Origin of the sequence: Brevundimonas sp. (assembly GCF_035626535.1) — a bacterium.
Lineage (GTDB): Bacteria > Pseudomonadota > Alphaproteobacteria > Caulobacterales > Caulobacteraceae > Brevundimonas.
The window spans coordinates 1-22,064 of the sequence record NZ_DASPNO010000001.1; the positions used below are offsets into that span (position 1 = coordinate 1).

The following is a 22,064-nucleotide window of genomic DNA, read 5'->3' on the forward strand; positions in this document are numbered from 1 at the left end:
CGGCGAGCCGCCCGCCGGCCCGCCGCGCCCAGCCGCGTCCGGCGGCGCGCACGCCCACGCCGCCTGCGACGCCCGCGCAGGCCGAGCCGGCCGGCGAGCGCCCCTATCAGCCGGCCGAAACGCCCGCCACGCCCGACCGGCCCCGCCAGTCGGTGCAGTAGGGCTCCCGTCCCCGCTTTCGTCATCCTCCGGCAAGGCGCTTCAGCGCCGCGACCGGGGGACCCAGCGGCGCGCGCGAGCGCGACCCTGTCGGGAGCGGCTGCGCGTACAACAGCCTGCCTGCTCAAATCGCCTTCGGCGCCGCTGGGTCCCCCGGTCTCGCTGCGCTCGCCGGAGGATGACGAAAGAAAAAGGGCCGCCTCCCGGAAGAAGCGGCCCCTGATCCTGTAACGACGTATCGCCTATTCGATGTCTTCGTTGAGCAGGCCGACCTTGAAGAAGCCCTTGGCCTGCAGCTCGTTCATGACTTCCATGAACTGGTTGTAGGTGACTTCCGGGTCGGCGCGGACGAACACGCGCTCTTCCTTGCAGGCCGGGTCGCCACCGCCGAGGGCGGCGCAGACGTCGGCCGACAGGCCTTCCAGCGTGGTCTGCTGGCTGGCGATGAAGATCGAGCCGGTTTCCTGGATGGTGATGTAGACCGGATCCTTTTGCGGCTGGTCCGGCGGCGGCGGCACGGCCGGCGGCAGGTCGAGGCGGATCGACACGGTCGCCATCGGCGCGGCGACCATGAAGATGATCAGCAGCACCAGCATGATGTCGACGAACGGCGTGACGTTGATGTCGGCGTTCTGTTCAATGGTGTGGCCCTTGCCACCACCGGGTCCGGAAAGTTTGGCGGCCATCCGCTTTGGTTCTCCATCAGGCCCGGCGCGATACGCGGCGAGCGACGCTGAAAGCTCTTCGGACCGTCTCTTGGCGTCCCGGGCCCGGCTTGTAAAGCGGGTTCAGGTGGAAGACGGTTCCCTCGCGGTTTCCACCTTCACTTTACGCCTGTGAGGCGAGCCTTTTTCAGCCCTTCGCCAGCTTCAGGAACCGGTCCTTGAGCGCCGCGTCGGTCTTGAAGGCGCCAGTGAACCGGGTGGTGATGGTCGAAACGTGGCGGTGGTGCACGCCGCGGGTGGTCATGCACTGGTGTTCGGCGTCGATCAGGATGGCGACTCCCGCCGGCTGCAGGTGCGATTCGATGGCCTCGGCGATCAGCTGGGTCAGGGTTTCCTGGGTCTGCAGGCGGCGCGAGAAGATCTCGACAACCCGCGCCAGCTTGGAGATGCCGACGACCTTCTCGTTGGGGATGTAGGCGACGTAGGCCTTGCCGAGGAACGGGGCCATGTGGTGCTCGCAGTGGCTCTCCACCTCGATGTCGCGCAGCAGGACCATGTCGTCATAGCCCTGCACGTCCTCGAAGGTGCGGCTCAGCTCCTTCTCGACGTCGGCGTCATAGCCGTCGAACCATTCGCCATAGGCGTCCACGACCCGCTTCGGCGTGTCGATCAGCCCCGGACGGTCCGGATCGTCGCCGGCCCAGGCCAGCAGCGTGCGGACGGCCTTCAGGGCCTCCTCGCGCGACGGGCGGCGGCTGGGCTGGTCGTTGTCGCCGACCAGGACGGGCTTGACGGGTGTGACGCTCATCAGGGAATTCTCGAACACGCGGCGTTGTAAGTCGCGGGTGACTGTTTATCAGCTTGGCGGCGTATATGGGACCGCCTGTCCGTCCCGCAAGAAAACTCTCCCGCAAAGTCTCCCCATGCCGCTGACGATTCACGACACCCTCCACCGCGAAAAGCGCGTGTTCCAGCCGCGCGACCCGGAGCGGGTCACCCTCTATGTCTGCGGCCCGACGGTCTACGACTATGCCCACATCGGCAACGCCCGCCCGCCTGTGGTGTTCGACGTGCTGGTGCGGCTGCTGCGCCGGACCTACGGAGCGGACAGGGTCGTCTATGCCCGCAACGTCACCGACGTGGACGACAAGATCAACGCCAGGGCGGCCCGGGAAGGCACGCCCATCGGCGAGGTCACCTCGCGCTACGAGGCCGCCTATCTCGAGGATATGGCCCGGCTGAACGTCAGCCCCCCGGACATCGCTCCCCATGTCACCGACCACATGGACGCCATCGTCGCCCAGATCGGCGCCATCATGGACCAGGGCTGCGCCTACGCCGCCGAGGGCCATGTGCTGTTCGACGTCTCCTCCTACGAGGCCTACGGCCGCCTCTCGGGCCGCAACCTCGACGACATGATCGCCGGGGCCCGGGTCGAGGTCGCCCCCTACAAGAAGAACCCGCACGACTTCGTACTGTGGAAGCCGTCGAAGGAGGGCGAGCCCTCGTGGCCGGCGCCGTGGGGCGAGGGTCGTCCGGGCTGGCATATCGAATGCTCGGCCATGATCGAGGAGACGCTGGGCCTGCCGATCGACATCCACGGCGGCGGCATCGATCTGGTGTTCCCGCACCATGAAAACGAGATCGCCCAGGGCGTCTGCGCCCACGGCCACGCGCACGAGCCGTCGGCCCATGCGGAATACAGCCGCTACTGGATGCACAACGGCTTCCTGACCGTCGACGCCGAGAAGATGTCCAAGTCGATCGGCAACGTCCTGCTGCTCCACGATCTGGTGCAGAACATCCCCGGCGAGGTGGTCCGCTGGGCGCTCCTGTCCGCCCACTACCGCCAGCCGCTCGACTGGAACCAGGCGCTGCTCGACCAGAGCCGCAAGGCGCTCGATCGCCTCTACGGCGCCCTGCACCGCGCCGCGGCGGTGAAGGCTTCGACCGACGAACCGCCGGCGGAATTCCTCAAGGCCATCGAGGACGACATCAACACCCCCGGCGCCATGGCGACCCTGTTCGCCCTGTCGAGCGAGATCGAGCGCGGCATGACGGCCGGCGACCACGGCGTCGTCGCCCGCGCCAAGGGCGAACTGATCGCCGCCGCCGCTCTCCTCGGCGTGCTTCAGGCCGATCCGGCCGGCTGGCTCGAAGGCGAGGTCTCCGACGCCCTCCGCAGCGAGGTCGAGGCCTTGCTCGAACAACGCGCCGCCGCCCGCGCGGCGAAGGACTGGCCTGAGGCCGACCGCATCCGCGACCGCCTCAACGAGCTGAACGTCATTGTCATGGACGGCCCCCAAGGCGCGACCTGGCGGGTGAAGGGGTAGGGGCGGTCCGCTCACCTCTCCGTTCGCGGAGGCGGATGGAGAGGACAGATCGGCGCGCCAGCGACGATCAGGAGGGGGCGGCGCGGAAGGCAGGGGATTGGCGGGTCGTCGGCAGGCGTTGGCGCCGCCCCCACCTGGTCGCTGCTTCGCATGGACCTGTCCTCTCCATCGGCCGTCGCCGATGGAGAGGTGATTGTGACGCTGTGCCGGCAATCCGCGGAACTATAGTCCGATAGCGCGGTAGACCTTCCGCCTTTCCAGATACATCGCCTTTTCTCGAACCCGTCTTCGCGCCTGAGAAAGCAATGGGCGCATAATGCCGCTCGTCTTCTCGCCGGTCTTTGACAACCGAATCCCCGCCGCGCCGCCACAGGCGCTTCGATGTAGACTCTGCCGACTCTGCCACAGCGAATTTCGGCGCCGACCCTGCCGACTCTGCCACACCGATTTTTCGAACTTCACCCGGGTAAAAAGCCCCGCCCCTCAGGTGATCCGCTTCACCGAGACCGGGTCGCTGGCCGGGAAGGTCTCCTCGACGCCCTCGTCGACCAGCGCCTCCTGGCGGTTTTCGGCCTGTCGGCCCTCCTCGCGGAGCTGATCGGGCTTTTCAGTCGCCGGACGGACCTTTCTGGCGGCGGCCACGTCGTCGGGCCGGGCCTGCTGGTGGTCGGTGCGGCCGTCGTGTTCGGTGTTCATGGTCGGGCTCCTCAGCTCGAGGGATGATCTTCATCGGCGTCGGGGCCGTAGCCCAGGTCCGCGATGTCGTCGTCGGACAGGCGTTTCGCCTCCCAGTGGGCCGCGCTGGCCTGGGCCCCGCGCACGTCCTCCATCAGGCCCGCATAGACCAGCTCCACCTCGTCATGGGTCTGCAGGTCGCCGCCGCCGGAATCGATCTCGGTCAGGCGGGCGCCGTCGACGCCGTAGAGCTCGTCCGCCTCGGGCTCGACGCCGGACGCCGACAGCGAGTCCTCGAACTCGCCCTCGATGTCGGTGTCGTCCAGATCCTCCTCGTCGCCGTCGCCGTCCGCCGAGGTCACGTCGAGGACGTCGGGAAGCTCCTCGAACGTCTTGAATTCATTGGGGGGCGCGCCGGCGTCGGCCTCGTCGAAATTGTCCTCGTCGAAGACTTCCGACTGTTCCTGATCGTCCGAATAGTCGTCCAGCACCGGCATCTGACATCTCCCTGCATTCGGGAGATCAACGCCTCTGCTTTACGCGGCGTTCCCCCGCTCCACCGCTTCCTCCAGCGCCGCCCGGATGCGGGCGATCGCCCCCTCCCAGTCCGCGAAGCTGTCGCGGCGGAAGAAGCGCAGGTGCGGGTAGAAGGGATATTTGTCGGTGGCCAGATAGTGCCAGTCGTCCGGCGCCGTGATCATCCAGGCCGTCCCGCCGACCGCGGCGGCCAGATTGGTCCCCGCGATGCCCGGGCCGATGACCAGATCGAGCGCCTTCGACAGGGCCGCCACATCCTCCAGATCGTCCTTGAGATCGATGGGAGGCGTCCAGATCGACACCCCCGCCGCCTCCGCCGCCGCCAGATCCTCCGAGACGTCGCCGCACTGCAGGTTGACCATGATGGCCCCGGGCGTGGTCAGCACCGGCCGCCAGCGCTCGAAGCTGGAGAAATAGCGCGCCCGCGACCCGGTCAGCACAAGGCTCTTCCAGTGCAGGCCGACCTTGAGGCCCGGCCCGAGCTTCTCCAGCTCCGCCTTCCAGTAGGCCAGCTTGTCGGGATCGGGGACCAGATAGCCTCGCCGGTCCGGGAAGGCGTCGATCGACGGCCGGTAGACCGCCAGCAGCGAGGCCATGGGAACCCAGGCGTCGACGCCGCCCTCCAGCTCCTCGGCGAAGGGCACATAGCGGGTGATCCGCCCCTCCAGCTTGACCGCCCGGTGGCCGCCGACCACGGCCGCGGGGAAGGCGCGCTGGAACAGGCCGATCAGGCGCGGCTCGACGGCGACAAAGACCTGTCCCTCGGGCCCGACGGCCTCGATGGCGTCGCCGATGCAGGTGCCGAACACCATCTCGTCGGCGATCCCCTGCTCCCCGACGATCAGCAGCCGTCTGCCGCGGATGTCCTCGGTCTTCGGATTCCACCGCGGCGCGTCGACCGCCACCCGCATCGCCTCGGGCAGGTGTGGATCCAGCCGGACCTCATAGGCCTCGAAGCCCTCGGGAATGCGGCCCAGCGTCATCAGCAGCATGGCCCGCGCCATGTTCATCATGGCCCGCTCATAGGGGCTTTCGGCGCCGGGCAGGGCCGCGTCGATGTCTTCCAGCGCCCCCGGCGCGTCGCCCAGCGGCTGGCGGGCGTTGGCGCGGTTGTAGCGGGCCTTGGCAAAGGACGGATCGTGCCTCAGCGCCTCCTCGAAGAAGGTCAGGGCCGTGCCCATGTCGCCCTGGTCGCTGAGCACGGTGCCGAGCGTGTTCCACAGCACCGGCGATTTCGGCTCGACCCCCAGCAGGGCCCGCAGCGTCTCGACCGCATCGCCGTAGCGCTTCTGGTCGCGCTGCACGCAGGCGAGATTGTTGGTGGCCTCGACGTGGCCGGGGTCGGCGGCGAGATATTTCAGCAGCAGCTTCTCGGCGATCTCGAGATAGCCCATCTGCTGCGCCAGCCGGCCGAGGTCGTGAGCCACGTCGGTCTCGTTCGGCAGCAGCTTCAGCGCCGCCTCATAGGCCAGCAGGGCCTGGCCGAGGTCGCCCGACTTTTCACGGCAGATGGCCAGCACATGCCAGGCCAGGCCGTTGGTCTCGTCCATCTTCAGCGCGTCGAGCGACCGCTTGGCCCCCAGCTCGAAATCGCCGGCCCGGATGGCCATCAGCGCGGCCTTCAGCTTCTCCAGCGCCTTGCGCTGCGCCTTCACCGCCAGCTTCGGATTGGCCAGCTGGTGCGAAAGCTTGCGGATGGCCTCGGGGGAGGCTGAATCGCCGGCGACCCCCTGGGCGACGGGGGCGATCCCGTGGATCTGTTCAGGCGACAACTCGACGGCGGACATTCGGTGATCCTGCGGTGACCGGTCGACATTCGCCCGCCGGATCACAAGGGATGGTTAACCACGACTCTTTAGCCTGCGTTCGTTCCCGGCTTCCTAACGTCGCCGTGCGCCTGTCAGGAGACGCCTTGAATGCCACTGAAGCTGTCGCTCAAGCCCGGCGAGAGATTTGTGCTCAACGGGGCCGTGGTCCAGAACGGCGACCGGCGCGGCGTGCTGATCCTGCAGAACAAGGCCAGCGTCCTGCGCGAGAAGGACATCATGCAGCCGGAGGACGTCAACAGCCCGGCGAAGCGCGTCTACTTCCCCGTGATGATGATGTACCTCGACGAAGGGGCGGCGCCGCGGGTCTACGACGAATTCGCCATGCGTCTGACGGAGTTCATGGGCGCGACGCGCAATCCGCAGGTGCTGGCGGACTGCGTGGCGGCGTCGCGGCACGTGATGTCGCGTGAATACTACAAGGCGCTGATGGCGGCCCGGAAATTGGTGGATTACGAGGAAGGTCTGGTGAATGTCGCTTCAGGCGTACAAGACCGCGGCGACGCGGGCTGAAACCCCGCGCGAGATGGAGTACCGGCTGTTCGGGCAGGTGACCCGCGCGCTGATGCACGCCTCCACGGTGGACCCGAGCGACGTCGCCACCCGGATCGACGCCCTCGACTGGAACCGCCGCCTGTGGTCGACCCTTGCCACCGACTGCGCCAGTCCCGACAACGCCATGGACAAGTCGCTGCGCGCCCAGATCATCTCGATCAGCCTGTTCGTCAGCAAACACTCCTCGGCGGTGATGCGCGGCGAGGACGACTTCGAGGCCCTGATCGACATCAACAAGATGGTCATGCAGGGGCTGGCGGGTCCAGGGACGGCCGAAGCCGCCTGAGACAGGCTCAGGGTGGATCCAGGTCCGCTCCGAACCGGTAGCGGAGCGCCACCTGTCCGCCTCAGGTTGTGGCCCGGCCCGACGCCAGGTCGACTTCCCGCCCTTCGAAGAAGGCCTCATCCCCGGATTGGGGATTGTAGACCGCCCCCACCTCTTCCAGCGTCGTGATGTGGCCACCGAACCCCAGAGACAGCCGTTGCGTCAGGGCATGCTCCACGCCCAGCGCAAAGGTCCCCGTCACCCCGAAGACGTCCGCCGAACGTTCCCGCTCGATCCGGAAATCGCGATCCGACATGGGACCGAAATTGGCTTGGTTGTGCTCACGCGAGCTCAACTCTAGTCGGATCGGCCCGTCGCCCGGCAGGAAGCCCTTGGCGTAAAGGTGCCAGTAGTCGAACTCGGACATCGTCGTGTTCTGCGAGCCCCGATCCCCGACGTTGTAGCCCGACGAGCCGGACGGGGAGAGCGCGTTGAAGACGATGCCGGTCTCTATGCCGGTGCCGGCGGGCGCCTCGCCCATGGTCGAGCTGTCGCCCTCGCCATACTCGAGGCCAATAACTGACGGAGACAGACCGGCCCAGCCGAACGACGCCTCCACACCCAGACGCCGGGTGTCGAACCGGTACGCCGTCTCCAGCGCCAATCGCTCGTCCTCGCCGGATGGGCGTTGGAAGCCGATGCCGGTCGTCGGCAGTTCCGTGGCTCCCCGGCCGGCCGTGACCATCGCCCACTTTCCTCCAAAGCTCTGGAAGGGCCCGGCAGCCGTCTGCGGCGGGCAAGGCCGCGGATAGCGAGGGCGTTCCCGGTAGAGGCGCTCCAGTTCGGCGGCGTCCTGCTCGCGCTTGGCTGCACTGTCCGCATGGGCGGCGTCAAAGGCGGTCGATCGGCGGGCCTGGGCCTCGGCGTCATAGGTTCGAGCCAGCCAGCGTTCGCGCGCGGCGTTGTAGGCGGCCTCGTCGCAGACGGCGATGGCCGCATCCAGATCGGTCAGGAAGCGGCCGGACGCATCGGCCGCGCGATGATCATGGAAGCGATAGCCGCGCACGGTCTGCGACGGTGGAGGAGGGGGTCTGCCCGCCTCGCCGCCGGACAACAGGTCGGTCGGCGGGGCGTCAGCCGGCGCGGCGGATCAGCTCGTCGGCGAGTTCGGCGGTCAGGTAACCGTCGGCGAGCCGTCCGGTGGCCATCTGCCATCGGCGCAGGGCCGCCCGGGTATTGGCTCCGATGACCCCGTCGACGCCCTGGGTGTCATAGCCGAGGGCGGTCAGGGCGCGTTGGGCGCCGATTCGCTGGTCGCGCGACAGCGGCCCGTCGTCGGGCCAGGTTCCGACCAGCCCGGGCCGTCCCTGAATCCCGTCGGCGGTCAGGCCGATGGCCAGCGCATAGCTGACCGAGTTGTTATAGCGCCGGATGACGTAGTGGTTCGGCAGGGCGAGGAAGGCTGGCCCCCGCGCGCCTTGAGGTAGCAGGATCGTCGCCTCCTCGCGGGCCTCCGCGGCCGTCGGCGCGCCGCCATGGGCCAGGGTCACGCCCTTGGCGGCCCAGTACGACCACGGATGGCGCGGCCCCTCCGCTTCCGAATAGTCGAAATTCGAGGGCAGGCGGACCTCGTAGCCCCACGTCTGGCCGGGCTTCCAGCCAGCCTGTGAGAGCAGGTTGGCCGCCGAGGCGAGCGCGTCGGAATCCGTGCCCCAGATGTCGACCTTGCCGTCGCCCGACTGATCGACCCCGAGGCGCAGGTAGTTGTCGGGCATGAACTGGGTCTGGCCCATGGCCCCGGCCCAGCTGCCCTTCAGCCCTTCCCGGGCGCGGCGGCCGTCGACGACGATGTCCAGCGCGTCCTTCAGCTGGGCCTCGGCCCAGTCGCGGCGGCGGCCGTCATAGGCCAGCGTCGCCAGCGAGCGGATGACGTCATGGTCCCCCTGGACCTGGCCGAACGCCGACTCCTGCGCCCAGATGGCGACGAGAATCTCCGACGGCACGCCGTAGCGCTGGACCACCGACCACGGCACCCGGTCGGTGCGCTGGCGGGCCTGGGCGATGCGGGTGGCGGTGACGGCGTTCTGGATATAGGCGCCGGCCGGCCGGCTGAACTCGGGCTGGTTACGGTCGAGCCGGATCACCGACGGATCCGGCGACAGTCCGGCCAGCTCCCGCTCGTATTCCGCCCGGCGGGCCCCGCCGTGGCGGGCCAGGAAGCCCTGTTTCCAGCCGTCGAAGCCGGCCTGGTCGACCACCGGGGCCGTCGGGGCGGGCGCGGGAGCCGCGGGCGCCGGATCAGGCTGCGCCGGCGCCGGGGCGGGCTCCGCCATGGGCGGCGGGTCCGGCAGCATAGGCGCGCAGGCGGCGACGGTTCCGACAAGAACGAGGCGAAGGCTGAAACGCATGATTTGCAAGCTAGTCTCCCGAACGCGCCGGGCCTCATAACAAGTCCGCGAGTCGTCCGCGACGCCTACAGCGCCCGGATGGAGAAAGCGTTGCCGTTCGATTCCCCGTTCGGCGTCGTTAACCGTCAATATAATGGCCGGCGTAACCCTCATGGGCGCATAAGGCGGCTGCTCTCTGAGACCGATACGGCCTGGTGGCGGAGGGGCGACGCGTCGGGCGTGCAAGCCCGAAGACCCTCCGTTCGACCCGGAGGCCAGGCCTCCATCGTCGTGTTCGCCATCGTGCTGGAGCACCGGTCAGGTTTCGACCGCCGTTTGCGCCGGAAGCCGTCCGGGGCTAACTTCCGTCCCAGTATGAATGCCAAGCCTCGTAATCCCGTCCGGTGGAGACGTGAGCATGCGCCGATTTGTACTTCAGGCCGCGGCGACGGCTTTCCTCTTCGGTACCCTGATGCCGGGATCAGCGTGCGGCCAGGTTCCGGTCCTGTCCGCCGTCGACGCCGAGGGCCAGATGGCTCCACTCACGGTCGATCAACTCGATCCTGAGGAGCGGGCCATCTTCGAAACCTTGGCGCCCGACAGCGCCGACGCCCGGCGGTTCCTCTATACAAGAGGCTTTCTCCGCCATGCCCGGCAGGTCGTCGACGGCCAGCTCACTCCGATCCTCCTGCCCGACCTGCCTGCCGAGGAGAACTGGGATCGCCGGTTCTTCAGCCAGAAGGAAGCAGACGACGTTATCGATGCGGCGCTGACTATGCACATGGCAGCCACGCTGTCGGGGACCGAGGCCCTCAGGCCAAGACCGGTTCCGGTCATCGCCGATCCATATGACCGGCTGCCGGATATCAGGGCCGACGGGATGATCGAGCCGCTCAGGGTCGATCAGCTCGATCCCGACGAGCGGGCGACCTACGCAACCCTTGCCCCCGACAGCGCCGACGCCCGGAAATTTCTCTACTCGCGCGGATATCTGAGATTCTGCCGGCTCGTCGTCGCGGGAGATTTGCCGGCGCTGGATTTGCCCGACCTGCCCGAGCGCGAGAACTGGGACCGACGCTTCTTCAGCGAGTACGAAGCGACGGAACTGGTTGATGTCGCCTTGGGCCAGCACCTCATCGCCCTGCTCCAGCCCGCGACCTGAGGTATTCTAGACAGGAGCTCGCGGAGGGTTCCACGCTGCGCGCGAAGTTCCCTGCCATCCGGTTGACGATCCGCGGAACCCTCTCTATACGCACCGCTCCGCCGCAGGTCCGCCTCGCGGCTTTTCTGTTTTGCTTTGCCTCAGGACGACGACCATGAAGGTCCGCAGCTCGCTCAAGTCGCTCAAGGGTCGCCACCGCGACTGCAAGGTCGTGCGCCGCAAGGGCGTCGTCTATGTGATCAACAAGACCGACCCGCGCTTCAAGGCGAAGCAGGGCTGATCCTGCGCTCAAGCAGGCCGCGACCGCGTCGCGGCCGGTAGCGCACAAGGATGGTCTATCCACAGGTCGCGGGCTTTGTCCGCGGCCTTTTTCGTGCCTGATGTTGAGCCGGCCGGACAGGCATGGTTAGCGTCCGGCCTCTCTTCGTTCCCGCTTATCAGGAGTCCGCCCGTGGCCGACGACGCATCCTTCGACGCCAGCCCCGACGTCCTGACCTCGGCGGCCCAGGGCCGGCTGCGCACCATCATAGAGCGGCTGGAGCGGCTGGAAGAGGACAAGCAGGCGGTGATGGCCGACATGAAGGAGGTCTTCGCCGAGGCCAAGGGCGAGGGCTACGACGTCAAGATCCTCCGCAAGGTCATCCGCATCCGCAAGCAGGACAAGGCCAAGCGCCAGGAAGAGGACGCCATCCTCGACCTCTACATGTCCGCCCTCGGCGAGATCTGACACTGAAGCGAACCGGCTTTGGCGGGGGCAAGGGCGGTTCGAAGAAGCCGCCGGCGAGCCCGTTCGAAGCTGAACGCAAGGCCGCCCAGCGCGCGGCCCTGAACGCCCTGAGACGCGCGAAGCGCGCCGCCGAGAAGGCCGGCGTGGCCCTGTCCGAATGGGAGGGCGAGTTCCTCGACACGGTGTCGGAGCGGGTGAAGACCCACGGCCGGGCTTTCGGCGATCCGGAGCTGGGCGCGCCTGGTCAGGCCCTCTCGTCGATGCAGGGCCGCAAGCTCAAGGAGATCGCCGCCAAGGCCAAGGGCGAGGAGCTCAGGCGGCGCTGGGGGCGCAAGGCCCCCAGGCCGACGGACGGCTGATCAGAACAGGATCTTGCGCAGCGAGATGCCGATGCTGCGGCCCTCGGGATCGAGGTAGTCCGGCTGATAGTTGAGCGGCGTATCGCCGGCGCTGCTCGTCACCTCGGTGCGGCTGTCGAACAGGTTGCGGACGCCGATCTGCAGGCGCGCGCCCTTCAGCCACGGATATTTCTCGACCCAGCTGGTCTGCGCCCCGAGGTCGACGAAGACGTTCAGGTTGACCGTGGTCAGGTCGGAGAAATTCAGGTCCGGACCGGCCCCGCCGTCGATGCGGGTGCCGTCGCGCCAGTTGGCGTTGACGAAGGCGCCCATGCCGTTCTTGAACACGCCCAGCTGGCCCGAGAGCTCGTGACGCGGGCTGCCGCCGCGGCCCGAGGTGGCGGCGCCGTCCAGCAGGTCGAGAACCGGCAAGCCGTCGGCGATCAGGATCTCATCCTGGATCCGGTAGGTGTGGTAGATGGAGACCATGAAGCGGCCTTGGCCCGGCTGCATCCCGCCGCGGCCGCCGGGGCCGCCCGGGCCGCCGCCCATGCGGATGGTCGGCCCGTCGCCGCCGCCGCGACGTTCACCGCCCCGATCGCCGCGGGGGCCGTCCCCGTCACCGCCGCGAATGATCACCGGACCGCCACCGGGCCGCGGTCCGCCCTGTGCGCCCGCGCCTCCGGCCGACTGCGGGGTCGGCGTTCCGAAGGCCTTGGAGAAGTTGAAACCGGTTCGGATGTCCTCGCGCTCGGCGAGGGCGAAATTCAGCGGCCGGGCGTCGATCGAGACCAGCCGGCCTATGGGGTCGTCGGGCGTGGGCGGTTCGCGGGTGAAGCGGCCGGGCAGGGCGGCTTCCAGGTCCGGTGTTATGGTCGGGAAGCTGTTGATCGAGTCCTCGACGGCGTTGCGGGTCCAGGTCGAACTGATCCGCAGGTCCTCGTCCTTGAGGGGTTGCAGGGTGACGCCCGCCTTCCAGATGCGGCGGTTCTCGGCGTCCAGGTCGGGATTGCCGCCCTCGGTGCGGCTGACGAAGACGGTCTGGCCGGTCCTGAAGTCGAACACCGGCACGTTGGGGGTCGAGATCACCGGATCGTTGAGCTGGCCGATCGACGGCGCACCCTGCTCGTCGGTGTAGCTGAACAGGAAGGAGACCTGCTCGACCGGCGTCCAGTTCAATCCGGCGCCGACGCTCCTCAGGCCGCCGAAGTCCGACAGGTCCTCGTAGCCGAGGTTCAGATTGAGCGACATGTCGCCGAGCAGGGGCAGGACCTCGGCGCGGGTGCTGGCGATCGGGATGTTGAAACTGGCCTGGCCGTTGTAGCGGTCGCGCGACTGTGACCGCTCGGTGGTCACGCCCGAGCGGACGCTGACCGAATCCAGCGACCGGGTGTCGGCCCCGAACTTGATCGTCGAGGACACGCCGCCTGCCGGCAGGTCCCAGATGTCGCCGTTCAGCACTACTTCGGTCGACAGCACCTCGGACACGGAATTGGCCGTGTCGTTGGGCGTCAGCGTGAAGTCGGCCGGAGCGAGGGGCGCGAACGGGTTGGCGGTCGGATCGTCGGCGGCGAGACGGGTCTGGAACGGCGCCTCGTCATAGCCCCTGCCGGTGACGGTGTCGGTCTCCACGCGGTCGTAGTTGCCCGCCCAGGTCCAGCGCCAGCTCTCGCCAAGGAAGCCGTCCAGAAGGACGCCCGCGCTCGCTGTCAGGGAGTCCGTCTGACGGCCGAGGGCGGCGGCGTCGTCGATGTAGCGGTAGACCAGCACGTCGTCGGCGAAGGGCGAGAAGGCGTTGGTGTCCGGCAGGGTCAGGACCACGCCGGGCAGGCCGTTGAAGCTGCGGCTGCTGTTGTCCTCGAGGCTACCGCTGAAGGTGATCTGGGTGGTGCCGTTGAGGTCGTTCTTGATCGTGCCGCCGATCTCCGAGCTCTCGGTGGCCGACATCAGGGTGCGGTAGGCGCCCAGATCGCCTGTGCGCGGAGCGCCGGCGGCGGCCACGAAGTCGGCGAGCGTGGGATTGCTGATGCCGCCCGGAACGGGGGTGATGGCGGTGCCCAGTGCAGGGTCGATCGCTGTGCAGGTGGCGGGATCGGCCTCAAGGCAACCGGGCGAGTAGTCGTCGCTCGTGACGTTGCCGATCAGGTCGAACGGGGTGGACCCCGCCTCGCGGATCAGGTCGCGTTCGCTTTCGAACAGCGGCGTGGCCCGGTCGTATTCCAGTTCCATAGACCAGCGTTGGGCGCCGGAGATGCGCAGGATATTGGCGTCGACCCCCGTGGTGGTGCGGCCGCCCGCCGTCGGGACGCGGCCCTCGACCTGGGTCGTGACCGAGCGGAAGTTCGACTTCAGCACGAAGTTCACCACGCGCTGGTCGGCGCGATAGCCGTACTCGAGGGCCACTTCCTCGGGGAGGATGTCGACGCGTTCGATCGCTTCGGGAGGCAGGCCCTGGATCTCCCGGAAGCCCGAGATGCGCCGGCCGTTGACCAGCATGACTGGCTGGCCCGAGCCGCGCGAGCTACGGGTGACCGGCTCGAGGTAGGTGAGCAGTTCGGAGATGCTGGAGGCGCCGTAGGCCTGGATTTCCTCGGCGCTGAGGACCAGGTCCGGTGGGATGTCGCTGTCGACGCTGCCGCGTGGCCGAGAGCCGGCGACGTTGACGGTGCCAAGATCGACCGCGCCCTCGGTCTCCTCTGCGGTGGCCGTCGGAACCGGGGTTTCGGGCTCCGGCTGCGGCGTCGCGGCCGGGACCGGGTGCTGCTGTGGCGGTTGCTGCGGCGGCGGCGGGGCGGTGGGAGTCGGCGCGGTCTGGATCGCGCCGGCCATCAGGCCGGACAGGGCGGTGGTTACGAGCAGCATGCGGCGTTCCGAACGGGGAGGGTTACGGCGTTGAACGTGCCGCGCCGGTATTTCCGTCGTGTTTCACCGACGAAACCGGGAGTTGCGACCACGTTCGTGTCGCACGCCTTCGCGCGCGGTGCTCAGTGAACTTTCGTTCAGGATGGAGGCATTCCGGAGGCGCTCCGGAACACTCAGCCCGCGTCCTTCAGCGCCCCCTCGAGGCCCTGCTCGCGGACCTTGCGGTAGAGGGTCGAGCGGCCGATGCCGAGACGCCGGGCGATCTCGGACATATGGCCGGCGTAGACTTCGATGGCGTGCTGGATCAGGTCGCGCTCGATCTCTTCCAGCGTGCGCAGATGGCCGCGCTCGTCGAGGATGCGGATCGGCGTGTCGGGCAGGGGGGGGAGGTCGAGGGCGCCGTTGGGGGCCGTCAGCCGCGCCTCCAGTTCGTCGCCTTCCGCGGGTAGGAAGGGCGCGGAAACACCGGAGATGGCCGGGAAGTCGTGAGGCTGCAGGAACGGCGAGTCCGACAGCACGATGGCCCGATAGACGGCGTTCTCGAGCTGGCGGACATTGCCGGGCCAGTCGAAGGCCGACAGCAGGGCCAAGGTCTCGGCCGCGCAGCCGGCGACGCGCTTGCCCTCCTCGACATTGAAGCGGGCGACGAAATGTTCGACCAGGGCCGGAATGTCCTCGCGGCGCTCGCGCAGGGCCGGGGCCTCGATCGGAAAGACGTTGAGGCGGTAGAACAGGTCCTCGCGGAAGTGGCCGTCGCGGACCTGTTCGGCCAGGTCCCGGTTGGTCGCCGAGACGATGCGCACGTCGACCTTGACCGACCGCTTGGAGCCGACCGGGTCGATCTCGCCTTCCTGCAGGGCGCGCAAAAGCTTGACCTGCATGTCCAGCGGCAGTTCGCCGATCTCGTCGAGGAACAGGGTGCCGCCGTTGGCCTCGGCGAACTTGCCCAGATGCTTGTCGCTGGCGCCGGTGAAGCTGCCCTTCTCGTGGCCGAACAGGATCGACTCGACGAGGTTGACGGGCAGGGCCCCGCAGTTGACCGCCACGAACGGCTTGCCGCCGCGGTCGGAGGCGCCGTGCAGGGCCCGGGCGATGACTTCCTTGCCGACGCCGCTCTCGCCGGTGATCAGCACCGGGATCGAGGATTTGGCGGCGCGCAGGCCGAGCGAACGGACCATGCGCATCGGAGCGCTTTGGCCCACGAGGTCGTCGAATGAAGTCCGGCCGGTGACGTGCTTCTTCAGCCGGCCCACCTCGGCCGTCAGCTGGGTCAGCTGCAGGGCGTTGCGGACGCCGACCAGCAGGCGCTCGGCCGAGACCGGCTTGACGAAGAAGTCCTGGGCGCCGGCCTGCATGGCCTTGACCACGGCGTCGACTCCGCCCGAGGCGGTCAGCACGATCACCGGCGTTGTCACGCCGGCGGTGCGGATCTCGGCCAGGGCCTCCATGCCGCTCATGCCCGGCATGACCATGTCCAGCAGGACCACGTCGGCGCCGCCGCCCTTGGTCAGGCGGTCGATAGCCTCGCCGCCGGATTCGGCGTGAACCACGGCGTATCCCTCACGCTCCAGCACCGCCTGCGCCAGCCGGCGCTGGGTGGGATCGTCGTCGACCACGAGTACGGTCCGGCTCATCTTCGGTCGCCCTTCATCATCACGTCAGCGGCCGGTCCTCGTTGCGCGGGACTGGCTCATTCCGGGACGTTTCTACTCCGCACAAGGTGAAGATCGGGTTGTGCGGGGTGGTGAGCGAGGGGTTAAGGGGCGATGGTTCGACCTTCAGATGCGCCTTGATGCAGGGCCTCATTGATCGAGCAATCTGGCTCACGCTGCAACGGAACGACACGCCCGTCGACCAGCGCATCCGGCCATAACGTTCGGCTGGTGGCGAACCGGCGGCCCCGCACGGCGTCTCTCGGGTCTATCCGCGGATCGCACGAGCTTGCCCGATAGATCCCGACCTTCCGCCATCCCTTGTCGGCCGAGGGTGTCATGACGGTGATTGAGTTCTGAGTGACGAGCATGACCTCGGACACCCCGTCCTCGTTGATATCGTCGAGCCAAGCCAGGCAGTCGTTCTCTGAGCGGCACTGATAGCGAGGGTCGGATGGACCGACCGGGACGAGGAATCCAGCGGGCAGAACGCCGCCAGCGGGCCAAGGTGAAATCTCCGGATTGCGCGATCGGTTCGCCTGAAGTTCACGCTCGGATACCGCCGATCCAGCGGCCCGGGCCTGTCGACTGATTTCTGGATTTCTCGATCTGATCAGCTCCTCCAACGCCTGCTGGCCTGCCTTCCCGCTCTCGAAGCGCAGGAATCGGTAATCGAACTCATCCGCCTTGACCGCCCCGCGCTCCAGGCGGCCGACCTGGTCGGCGACCGACAGCCGGGCCGGATCGGCGGTGGGGCTGAACAGGGCGAGGATCACCACGACCTCCAGCACGGCGGTCCAGACGTTGGTGCGCTCCAGCGGCTGCATCCAGCCGGCGCCATTGCGCCAGAACGGGCTGAGGGCGGCAAAGCCGTAGCCGGCGGCGTAGGCGGCCCCGATCATGGCGCAGGCGAAGGCGATGATCCGGTCCGGCGTCAGGCCGTGCTGGCCGATACGCAGCGCCAGGCCCCAGAAGGCGATCGCCACCAGCGGGGTCAGCAGGACGGCGGCGACGCGCACCGCCACGCGCAGGATCGCCGGCGGCAGGTTGTCGGCCCGTCCGTCCTGATAGGCGGTGTTGATCAGGATGATCAGGGCGGCGGCGGCCGCGAGCACCAGGGCGGTGGCGCTGCCGGTGTCCCACAGGCCCTGCAGGCCGGTGAAGGGCAGGGCGGCGAGGAAGCCGGCGGCCAGCACCGTCATCAGCAGCAGCAGCCACGACAGCAGCATCAGGACGACGCTGCGCACGCCCCGGATCAGCCCGTCGCGAACGTCGGTCAGGTGCACGGCGGTTGCAAACACGACGGTGGTCACCGGAATGGAGAACCAGTCCCGCGCGATCAGGTCGCCGAGGAACTCCAGACCGATGACATTGAACAGGGCCGCGCCGAGGAACAGCAGCAGCCAGAAGGCGCCGGTGAAGCCGATCGACAGCGCCAGCTGCACCCCGGCCTTCCATGCGGTGTCGAAATAGGTCGGGAAGGCCGCGATCCACTTCCGCTCCATGTCCGCCGGCAGCACCAGGTGGTGGCCGATGAACAGCGCAGTGGCCGCGAACAGCGGCATCGGCCACGGCAGGAAGGGCGGCCGGCTGCCCGGGCCATACTCGCTGATCGACTGCGCGGCGACGCCGTGCCAGCCGAGGAGGGCGAGGAAGGCCGTCGCCCCGAGCGCCCACAGGGTCAGGGTCAGTGGACGCATTCGCCCCGCGCCCGCGAGCAGCAGGACGGGGACGAAGACGAGGATCATCGCCAGCGGCCCGAACAGCTCCGGCACGGTCGCGGGCCAGGTCCGCTCAAGAACGTCATAGTGGGCGCCGTAGGTCGACCGATACAGCCACCACAGGGCCGCGCCCTGGGCCAGGCCGATGCCCAGCCGCGCCCCGACCAGCAGGGGCGAAGCGGTGCGGCCCAGGCTGTCGCGGCCGGTGGCTTCCGTGGCGTCCGTCATGCGATCCTCCCCGATCAGGGCCGCATGTGAGCCGCTTTCACCCAGCTTGACCATAGGCCCGGCTTGAATCCCCGCCGGTTCCGTGTATAGAGCGCGCCTTCTCCGTCGCAGCTTTTCGCCGCGGCGGTCCTGTCCGAGAACTTCGGGGCGTGGGGGCCACCCGCGCCGTAAATGTCAGAGAGCCCTCTGGCGCCGTGGGGAGATGGGGATGCAGACGACCACCGTCACCCGGTTTCCGGGGGCACGGGGTTTGAGCTTCCTTCGGACAATACGACCGGCCTCAACGTCTCGCAGCGATGCGCGACGCTTTGGCCATCCGTCGTCGGGAATAAGCCCGGCGGCGAATACCAGACTGGAGACCGCAATGGACCGCGCACAAAAAGCCGAGTCGATCGAGACGCTCAAGGGCGTTTTCGCCGACGCGGGCGCCGTGGTCGTGACCCACAACCTGGGTCTGACCGTTGCGGACATGGAAGACCTGCGTGGACGCCTTCGCAAGGAAGGCGGCACGTTCAAGGTGGTCAAGAACCGCCTGGCGCTCAAGGCGCTCGAAGCCGACGAAGGCAGCGACTACCACGGCCTGTTCAAGGGGCCGGTGGGCATCGCCTACGCCGACGACGCGGTGACGGCCGCCAAGATCACCGCCGAATACGCCAAGGCCAACGACAAGTTCGTCGTCCTGGGCGGCTTCATGGGTGAAAAGGTTCTGGACGCGAAAGGCGTGGACACCCTGTCCAAGCTGCCGTCGCTGGATCAGATCCGCGCCTCGCTGCTCGGCCTGCTCAACGCTCCCGCGACCAAGATCGCCGGCGTCGTGCAAGCTCCGGCCGGCCAACTGGCCCGGGTGTTCAACGCCTACGCCACGAAGGACGCCGCGTAAGCGGACCGCCTCTTTCATCTCTGCAAACCTCTCTCTGAACCCAAATCCTCCGAAGGAACCTACCCATGGCCGATCTCGCCAAAATCGTTGAAGACCTGTCGAAGCTGACCGTTCTGGAAGCCGCCGAGCTGTCCAAGCTGCTGGAAGAAAAGTGGGGCGTCAGCGCCGCTGCTCCGGTGGCCATGGCCATGCCGGGCGCCGGTGGCGGCGCCGCCGCTCCGGCCGAAGCTGCTGAAGAGCAGACCGAGTTCACCGTCGTCCTGCTGGACGGCGGCGACAAGAAGATCAACGTCATCAAGGAAGTCCGCGGCGTCCGTTCGGACCTCGGCCTGAAGGAAGCCAAGGACCTGGTCGAAGGCGCTCCGCAGAACGTCGTCGAGAACGTCTCGAAGCAGAACGCCGACGAAGTCGCCAAGAAGCTGACGGAAGCCGGCGCCAAGGTGCAGATCAAGTAATAACGAAGCGTCCCTCGGGACATTCGATGAACGGGCCGGGGAGCGATCCTCGGCCCGTTTTGCTTGTGCGCGGCATGGACAGACGCCGCCGGTTGTGGCCCCCTGCCCGGACTGGGGGAGGGTATCCATGAAGCTGAACATCGCTGTCGCCGCGCTCGTGGCGGGCCTGGGTCTGGCCTCGTGCGACGAGTTCGCCACCGGCCGCGACCTGCCGCCGCCGCCCGGACCGCCCGTGCCGCCGTCGCCGGAGCTGCCGATGACCGCGGCCAAGGCCCGGCTGATCATGGGGACCCTGTCCAACACCTGCATGGAGCTGGCGACGCTCAAATACGACATCCACGCCTGCGAGCTGAAACAGGGCAAGCCGGCCAGCGACGAGACGCTGCGCACCGAATTGCGCGACCTGCGCTGGAACCTCGACAAGCTGACGCGCGACGAGGCCTCGGCCCAGTGCGCCGCCCGGACGGAAGAGCTGCGCAAGACCCCGAGGCCGCGGGTCTGCTGGTAAGGCCGACGGGTCGGCCGAAAATTCGCTATGGCAGAGTCGGCAGAGTCGGCATCGGCGCTCAAGAATTTGGTGTGGCAGAGTCGGCATCGGCCCCAAGGAAATTCAACGACTTCGTTTTCGCCCTGTCGACAGCGCGACTCCTGCGGCGGAGCGGCGGCGGTTCGGTTGTCAAAGACGGGAAGACCCGCAGGCGCATCATACGTCCGTTCTTTTCTCAGGCGGAAAGATCGATTTGAGAAACCGCCGGGGCGTTGAAACGGCGGGCGAATTCCAGCTGAACCCGACTATAATTCCGCGGATTGCCAGCACAGCGTCGCGCCCGCCCGCCCTCGCGGCTCCTGGGGGGCCGGGACCTGAGGCGGAGGCGAGCGGCGCCGACTACCGGCGGCGGGCAGCGAAGATGTCGGCCAGCCGGTCCCGCGTGCCGGGGATGCGGACGAGGCGGGGGTAGCGCAGGCCGCCGTGGTAGTCGAAGCTCAGCGTTCGGAACTCTTCGCCGCGCCTGACCACAAGCACGATCGGCTCGCTGCCGCCCTTCGCCGCGGTGACCGCGTCGCGCAGCGCCTCGGCCGAGGCCGTCCGGTCGCCCACGGCGACCAGCTCCCAGCCAGCGCCCAGTCCCATCTCGAAGGCCGGGCCGCCCCAGCGCACGCTGGTGATGCGGTTTCCGGAACCGAGGTTGAAGCCCAGCGAATACTGGAAGTCCGTGGTCCAGTCGCCCATCATCCGCTTCTCCAGCGGCGTCAGGTCGTCGACATAGGTCAGCCGCCAGCCGGCGCGCTCGATTCCGTCCAGCGGGGCTTTCGCCTCCGGCCCGACCGCATCGAGCCGGGTGCGCAGGAAGGTCGCCCAGTCGTGCGGGTGGACCGCGTTCAGATGCTCGACCACATCCTCGAAGGTGTAGGGCCGCGCCTCCCACACCCCGTCCTCCACGCCGTAGAAGGCCCTGGCGAAATCATCGAGCGACTTGCGGTCGTTGGTCGCCTCGCGGATCAGGGTGTCGGCGTCCAGCCAGATCAGCAGGGCCTCGCGGTAGTAGTCGCCGGTGCCGCGCATCCACGACGGCCACGGATTGGTGGTGCGGTAGCCGAGCAGGTTGTGGTTGGTGGTGTCCTGCAGCGCCCGCCACTGCCGGCCGGGCTGCTGGTCGTAGAAGCCCGCCACGTCGGCCAGGTTGATCACCGCCTCCTCGACCGTGCCGAGTCCCGAGCGGGGGGTGAGGACATCGCCCCAGTATTCGGTCTGGCCCTCATAGACCCACATCAGGGAGTTCTGGGTCGGGACATTGAAATTGGGGACGTATTCGTCGGACGGGCGGCGGAATTTGCCGTTCCAGCTGTGCACATACTCGTGCGGCAGCAGGCTGCGCGTCCCGTATGAGGGATTGGGCGTGGTGAAATAGTTCGGGCTGGCGGTGTTCTCGGACGATCGGTGGTGCTCCAGCCCGATGCCGCCCAGCTTCGAAGTCAGGCCGAGCAGGAATTCGTAGCGGTCGTAGTGCCGTGCGCCGAACAGGCGGTCGGCCTGGTCGACCAGCGCCTCGTACTTCGCCGTCCACTCGGGGGTAATGGCGATGGATGCGGCTGTGTCCCCGACGAGGTTCAGGTGCACCGGCGAGCGGCCGCCCGGGTCGATGTCGATGCGGCGATAGTGTTTGCCCGCGAACATCGGGCTGTCGGCCAGATGCTCCAGTGAGATCGGCGCGAAAGTGGCGACATCGCCTTCCCGCGAGACGGTGTCGAGGGCGACGCCGTAGTTCCAGCCCGCCGGGAGCACCACCGAGGGTGCGAAGGTGATCCGGTCGTGGTTGTAGCCCGCGGGATAGAGCAGGGCCTTCTCCCACTGCAGGTTGACGATCTCGTCGGTCATGACCACGCGCCAGACCGCATTGTCCGGCTGGGTCAGCCATTCGAAGGCCACCTCGATCGAGGTCACGCCCATCGGTATGTCGAGATGGAAGGCGTGCGGATCGACGGTGTCGCGCACCCACTCGATGCGGCGGCCGTTTCCGATGACCGTCAGGCCGGAGACCAGCTGGATCGGCCCGGTGTCGGCGTGGTTGCCCGGGATGAATTTCGGATACTGCAGCACCAGAGGACCCGCGCTGACCGGCACGGTCTGGCGCACCC

21 protein-coding genes and 1 tRNA gene are annotated in these 22,064 nt (G+C 68.0%); 11 read left to right on the forward strand and 11 right to left on the reverse strand.

The features are described 5' to 3' along the window. Nucleotides 1–401: 401 nt before the first annotated feature. The gene (locus tag VEC04_RS00005; protein WP_324772559.1) at nucleotides 402–845 is read right to left on the reverse strand and encodes a biopolymer transporter ExbD; all 444 of its coding nucleotides are present in this window, start codon (nucleotides 843–845) and stop codon (nucleotides 402–404) included. A gap of 166 nt (nucleotides 846–1,011) precedes the next feature. Beyond that, nucleotides 1,012–1,632, reverse strand: a complete 621-nt coding sequence (gene folE, locus VEC04_RS00010) for a GTP cyclohydrolase I FolE (RefSeq protein ID WP_324772562.1) — start codon at nucleotides 1,630–1,632, stop codon at nucleotides 1,012–1,014. A 115-nt stretch (nucleotides 1,633–1,747) separates the two neighbouring features. On the opposite strand from folE, the gene cysS reads away from it, so the two are divergent. Then, entirely contained in the window at nucleotides 1,748–3,157 is a 1,410-nt protein-coding gene (gene cysS / locus VEC04_RS00015; RefSeq protein WP_324772564.1) for a cysteine--tRNA ligase, read from the forward strand. Nucleotides 3,158–3,640: 483 nt separating this feature from the next. On the opposite strand, the gene VEC04_RS00020 is transcribed toward cysS, so the two are convergent. From VEC04_RS00020 to VEC04_RS00030, 3 genes are read right to left on the reverse strand one after another with little or no spacing between them, the layout of a single operon-like run. After that, nucleotides 3,641–3,853: a hypothetical protein gene (locus VEC04_RS00020; RefSeq protein ID WP_324772566.1), complete on the reverse strand. Its 213-nt coding sequence runs from the start codon at nucleotides 3,851–3,853 to the stop codon at nucleotides 3,641–3,643. Nucleotides 3,854–3,864: 11 nt separating this feature from the next. Continuing rightward, a complete protein-coding gene (locus VEC04_RS00025; RefSeq protein WP_324772568.1) occupies nucleotides 3,865–4,329 on the reverse strand; it encodes a hypothetical protein in 465 nt (154 codons plus the stop codon). A 39-nt stretch (nucleotides 4,330–4,368) separates the two neighbouring features. After that, nucleotides 4,369–6,156, reverse strand: a complete 1,788-nt coding sequence (locus VEC04_RS00030) for a tetratricopeptide repeat protein (RefSeq protein ID WP_324772570.1) — start codon at nucleotides 6,154–6,156, stop codon at nucleotides 4,369–4,371. A 129-nt stretch (nucleotides 6,157–6,285) separates the two neighbouring features. Here VEC04_RS00030 and flbT point away from each other — a divergent pair, with 129 nt between their 5' ends. After that, on the forward strand, nucleotides 6,286–6,708 hold the full coding sequence (flbT, locus tag VEC04_RS00035; RefSeq protein WP_324772572.1) for a flagellar biosynthesis repressor FlbT: 423 nt from the start codon (nucleotides 6,286–6,288) through the stop codon (nucleotides 6,706–6,708). After that, nucleotides 6,668–7,036 carry a flagellar biosynthesis regulator FlaF gene (gene flaF, locus VEC04_RS00040; protein WP_324772574.1) on the forward strand — a complete coding sequence of 123 codons (369 nt, stop codon included), beginning with the start codon at nucleotides 6,668–6,670 and terminating at the stop codon, nucleotides 7,034–7,036. The genes flbT and flaF overlap by 41 nt, the downstream gene beginning before the upstream one ends. A gap of 61 nt (nucleotides 7,037–7,097) precedes the next feature. Here flaF and VEC04_RS00045 read toward each other — a convergent pair whose 3' ends face one another. Beyond that, the gene (locus VEC04_RS00045; protein ID WP_324772576.1) at nucleotides 7,098–8,081 is read right to left on the reverse strand and encodes a hypothetical protein; all 984 of its coding nucleotides are present in this window, start codon (nucleotides 8,079–8,081) and stop codon (nucleotides 7,098–7,100) included. Nucleotides 8,082–8,148: 67 nt separating this feature from the next. Next, nucleotides 8,149–9,423, reverse strand: a complete 1,275-nt coding sequence (locus tag VEC04_RS00050) for a lytic murein transglycosylase (protein WP_414642617.1) — start codon at nucleotides 9,421–9,423, stop codon at nucleotides 8,149–8,151. Between the two features lie 188 nt (nucleotides 9,424–9,611). Here VEC04_RS00050 and VEC04_RS00055 point away from each other — a divergent pair. The 5 genes from VEC04_RS00055 to VEC04_RS00075 all read left to right on the forward strand — a co-directional run bounded on the left by VEC04_RS00055 (nucleotide 9,612) and on the right by VEC04_RS00075 (nucleotide 11,650). Beyond that, nucleotides 9,612–9,688 (forward strand) — tRNA-Ala (locus VEC04_RS00055). A 132-nt stretch (nucleotides 9,689–9,820) separates the two neighbouring features. Next, nucleotides 9,821–10,564: a hypothetical protein gene (locus VEC04_RS00060; RefSeq protein ID WP_324772580.1), complete on the forward strand. Its 744-nt coding sequence runs from the start codon at nucleotides 9,821–9,823 to the stop codon at nucleotides 10,562–10,564. A gap of 154 nt (nucleotides 10,565–10,718) precedes the next feature. Next, a complete protein-coding gene (gene ykgO / locus VEC04_RS00065; RefSeq protein WP_168044709.1) occupies nucleotides 10,719–10,844 on the forward strand; it encodes a type B 50S ribosomal protein L36 in 126 nt (41 codons plus the stop codon). Nucleotides 10,845–11,015: 171 nt separating this feature from the next. Then, nucleotides 11,016–11,291, forward strand: coding sequence for a DUF2312 domain-containing protein (locus VEC04_RS00070; protein ID WP_324772585.1), 276 nt, complete (start codon nucleotides 11,016–11,018; stop codon nucleotides 11,289–11,291). A gap of 98 nt (nucleotides 11,292–11,389) precedes the next feature. Further along, nucleotides 11,390–11,650 (forward strand): hypothetical protein, encoded by a 261-nt coding sequence (locus tag VEC04_RS00075; RefSeq protein ID WP_324772599.1) that lies wholly within the window; start codon nucleotides 11,390–11,392, stop codon nucleotides 11,648–11,650. Here the strand turns inward: VEC04_RS00075 and VEC04_RS00080 are convergent, their stop codons facing one another. The 3 genes from VEC04_RS00080 to VEC04_RS00090 form a co-directional block, all read right to left on the reverse strand. After that, nucleotides 11,651–14,491, reverse strand: a complete 2,841-nt coding sequence (locus tag VEC04_RS00080; RefSeq protein WP_324772587.1) for a TonB-dependent receptor plug domain-containing protein — start codon at nucleotides 14,489–14,491, stop codon at nucleotides 11,651–11,653. A 173-nt stretch (nucleotides 14,492–14,664) separates the two neighbouring features. After that, the gene (locus VEC04_RS00085; protein WP_324772589.1) at nucleotides 14,665–16,125 is read right to left on the reverse strand and encodes a sigma-54 dependent transcriptional regulator; all 1,461 of its coding nucleotides are present in this window, start codon (nucleotides 16,123–16,125) and stop codon (nucleotides 14,665–14,667) included. A gap of 122 nt (nucleotides 16,126–16,247) precedes the next feature. Further along, nucleotides 16,248–18,092, reverse strand: a complete 1,845-nt coding sequence (locus VEC04_RS00090) for a DUF4153 domain-containing protein (RefSeq protein ID WP_324772591.1) — start codon at nucleotides 18,090–18,092, stop codon at nucleotides 16,248–16,250. Between the two features lie 364 nt (nucleotides 18,093–18,456). Between VEC04_RS00090 and rplJ the strand changes: the two genes are divergently transcribed. From rplJ to VEC04_RS00105, 3 genes are all read left to right on the forward strand, one after another. Further along, the gene (gene rplJ / locus VEC04_RS00095; RefSeq protein WP_324772602.1) at nucleotides 18,457–18,972 is read left to right on the forward strand and encodes a 50S ribosomal protein L10; all 516 of its coding nucleotides are present in this window, start codon (nucleotides 18,457–18,459) and stop codon (nucleotides 18,970–18,972) included. A gap of 65 nt (nucleotides 18,973–19,037) precedes the next feature. Beyond that, complete coding sequence (rplL, locus tag VEC04_RS00100) at nucleotides 19,038–19,427, forward strand: 50S ribosomal protein L7/L12 (protein ID WP_324772593.1); 390 nt, start codon at nucleotides 19,038–19,040, stop codon at nucleotides 19,425–19,427. A gap of 127 nt (nucleotides 19,428–19,554) precedes the next feature. Beyond that, complete coding sequence (locus VEC04_RS00105; protein WP_324772595.1) at nucleotides 19,555–19,935, forward strand: hypothetical protein; 381 nt, start codon at nucleotides 19,555–19,557, stop codon at nucleotides 19,933–19,935. Nucleotides 19,936–20,313: 378 nt separating this feature from the next. Here VEC04_RS00105 and VEC04_RS00110 read toward each other — a convergent pair. Further along, nucleotides 20,314–22,064 (reverse strand): peptidase M61 (locus VEC04_RS00110; RefSeq protein ID WP_324772597.1); only part of this gene is annotated, 1,751 nt, incomplete at its 5' end.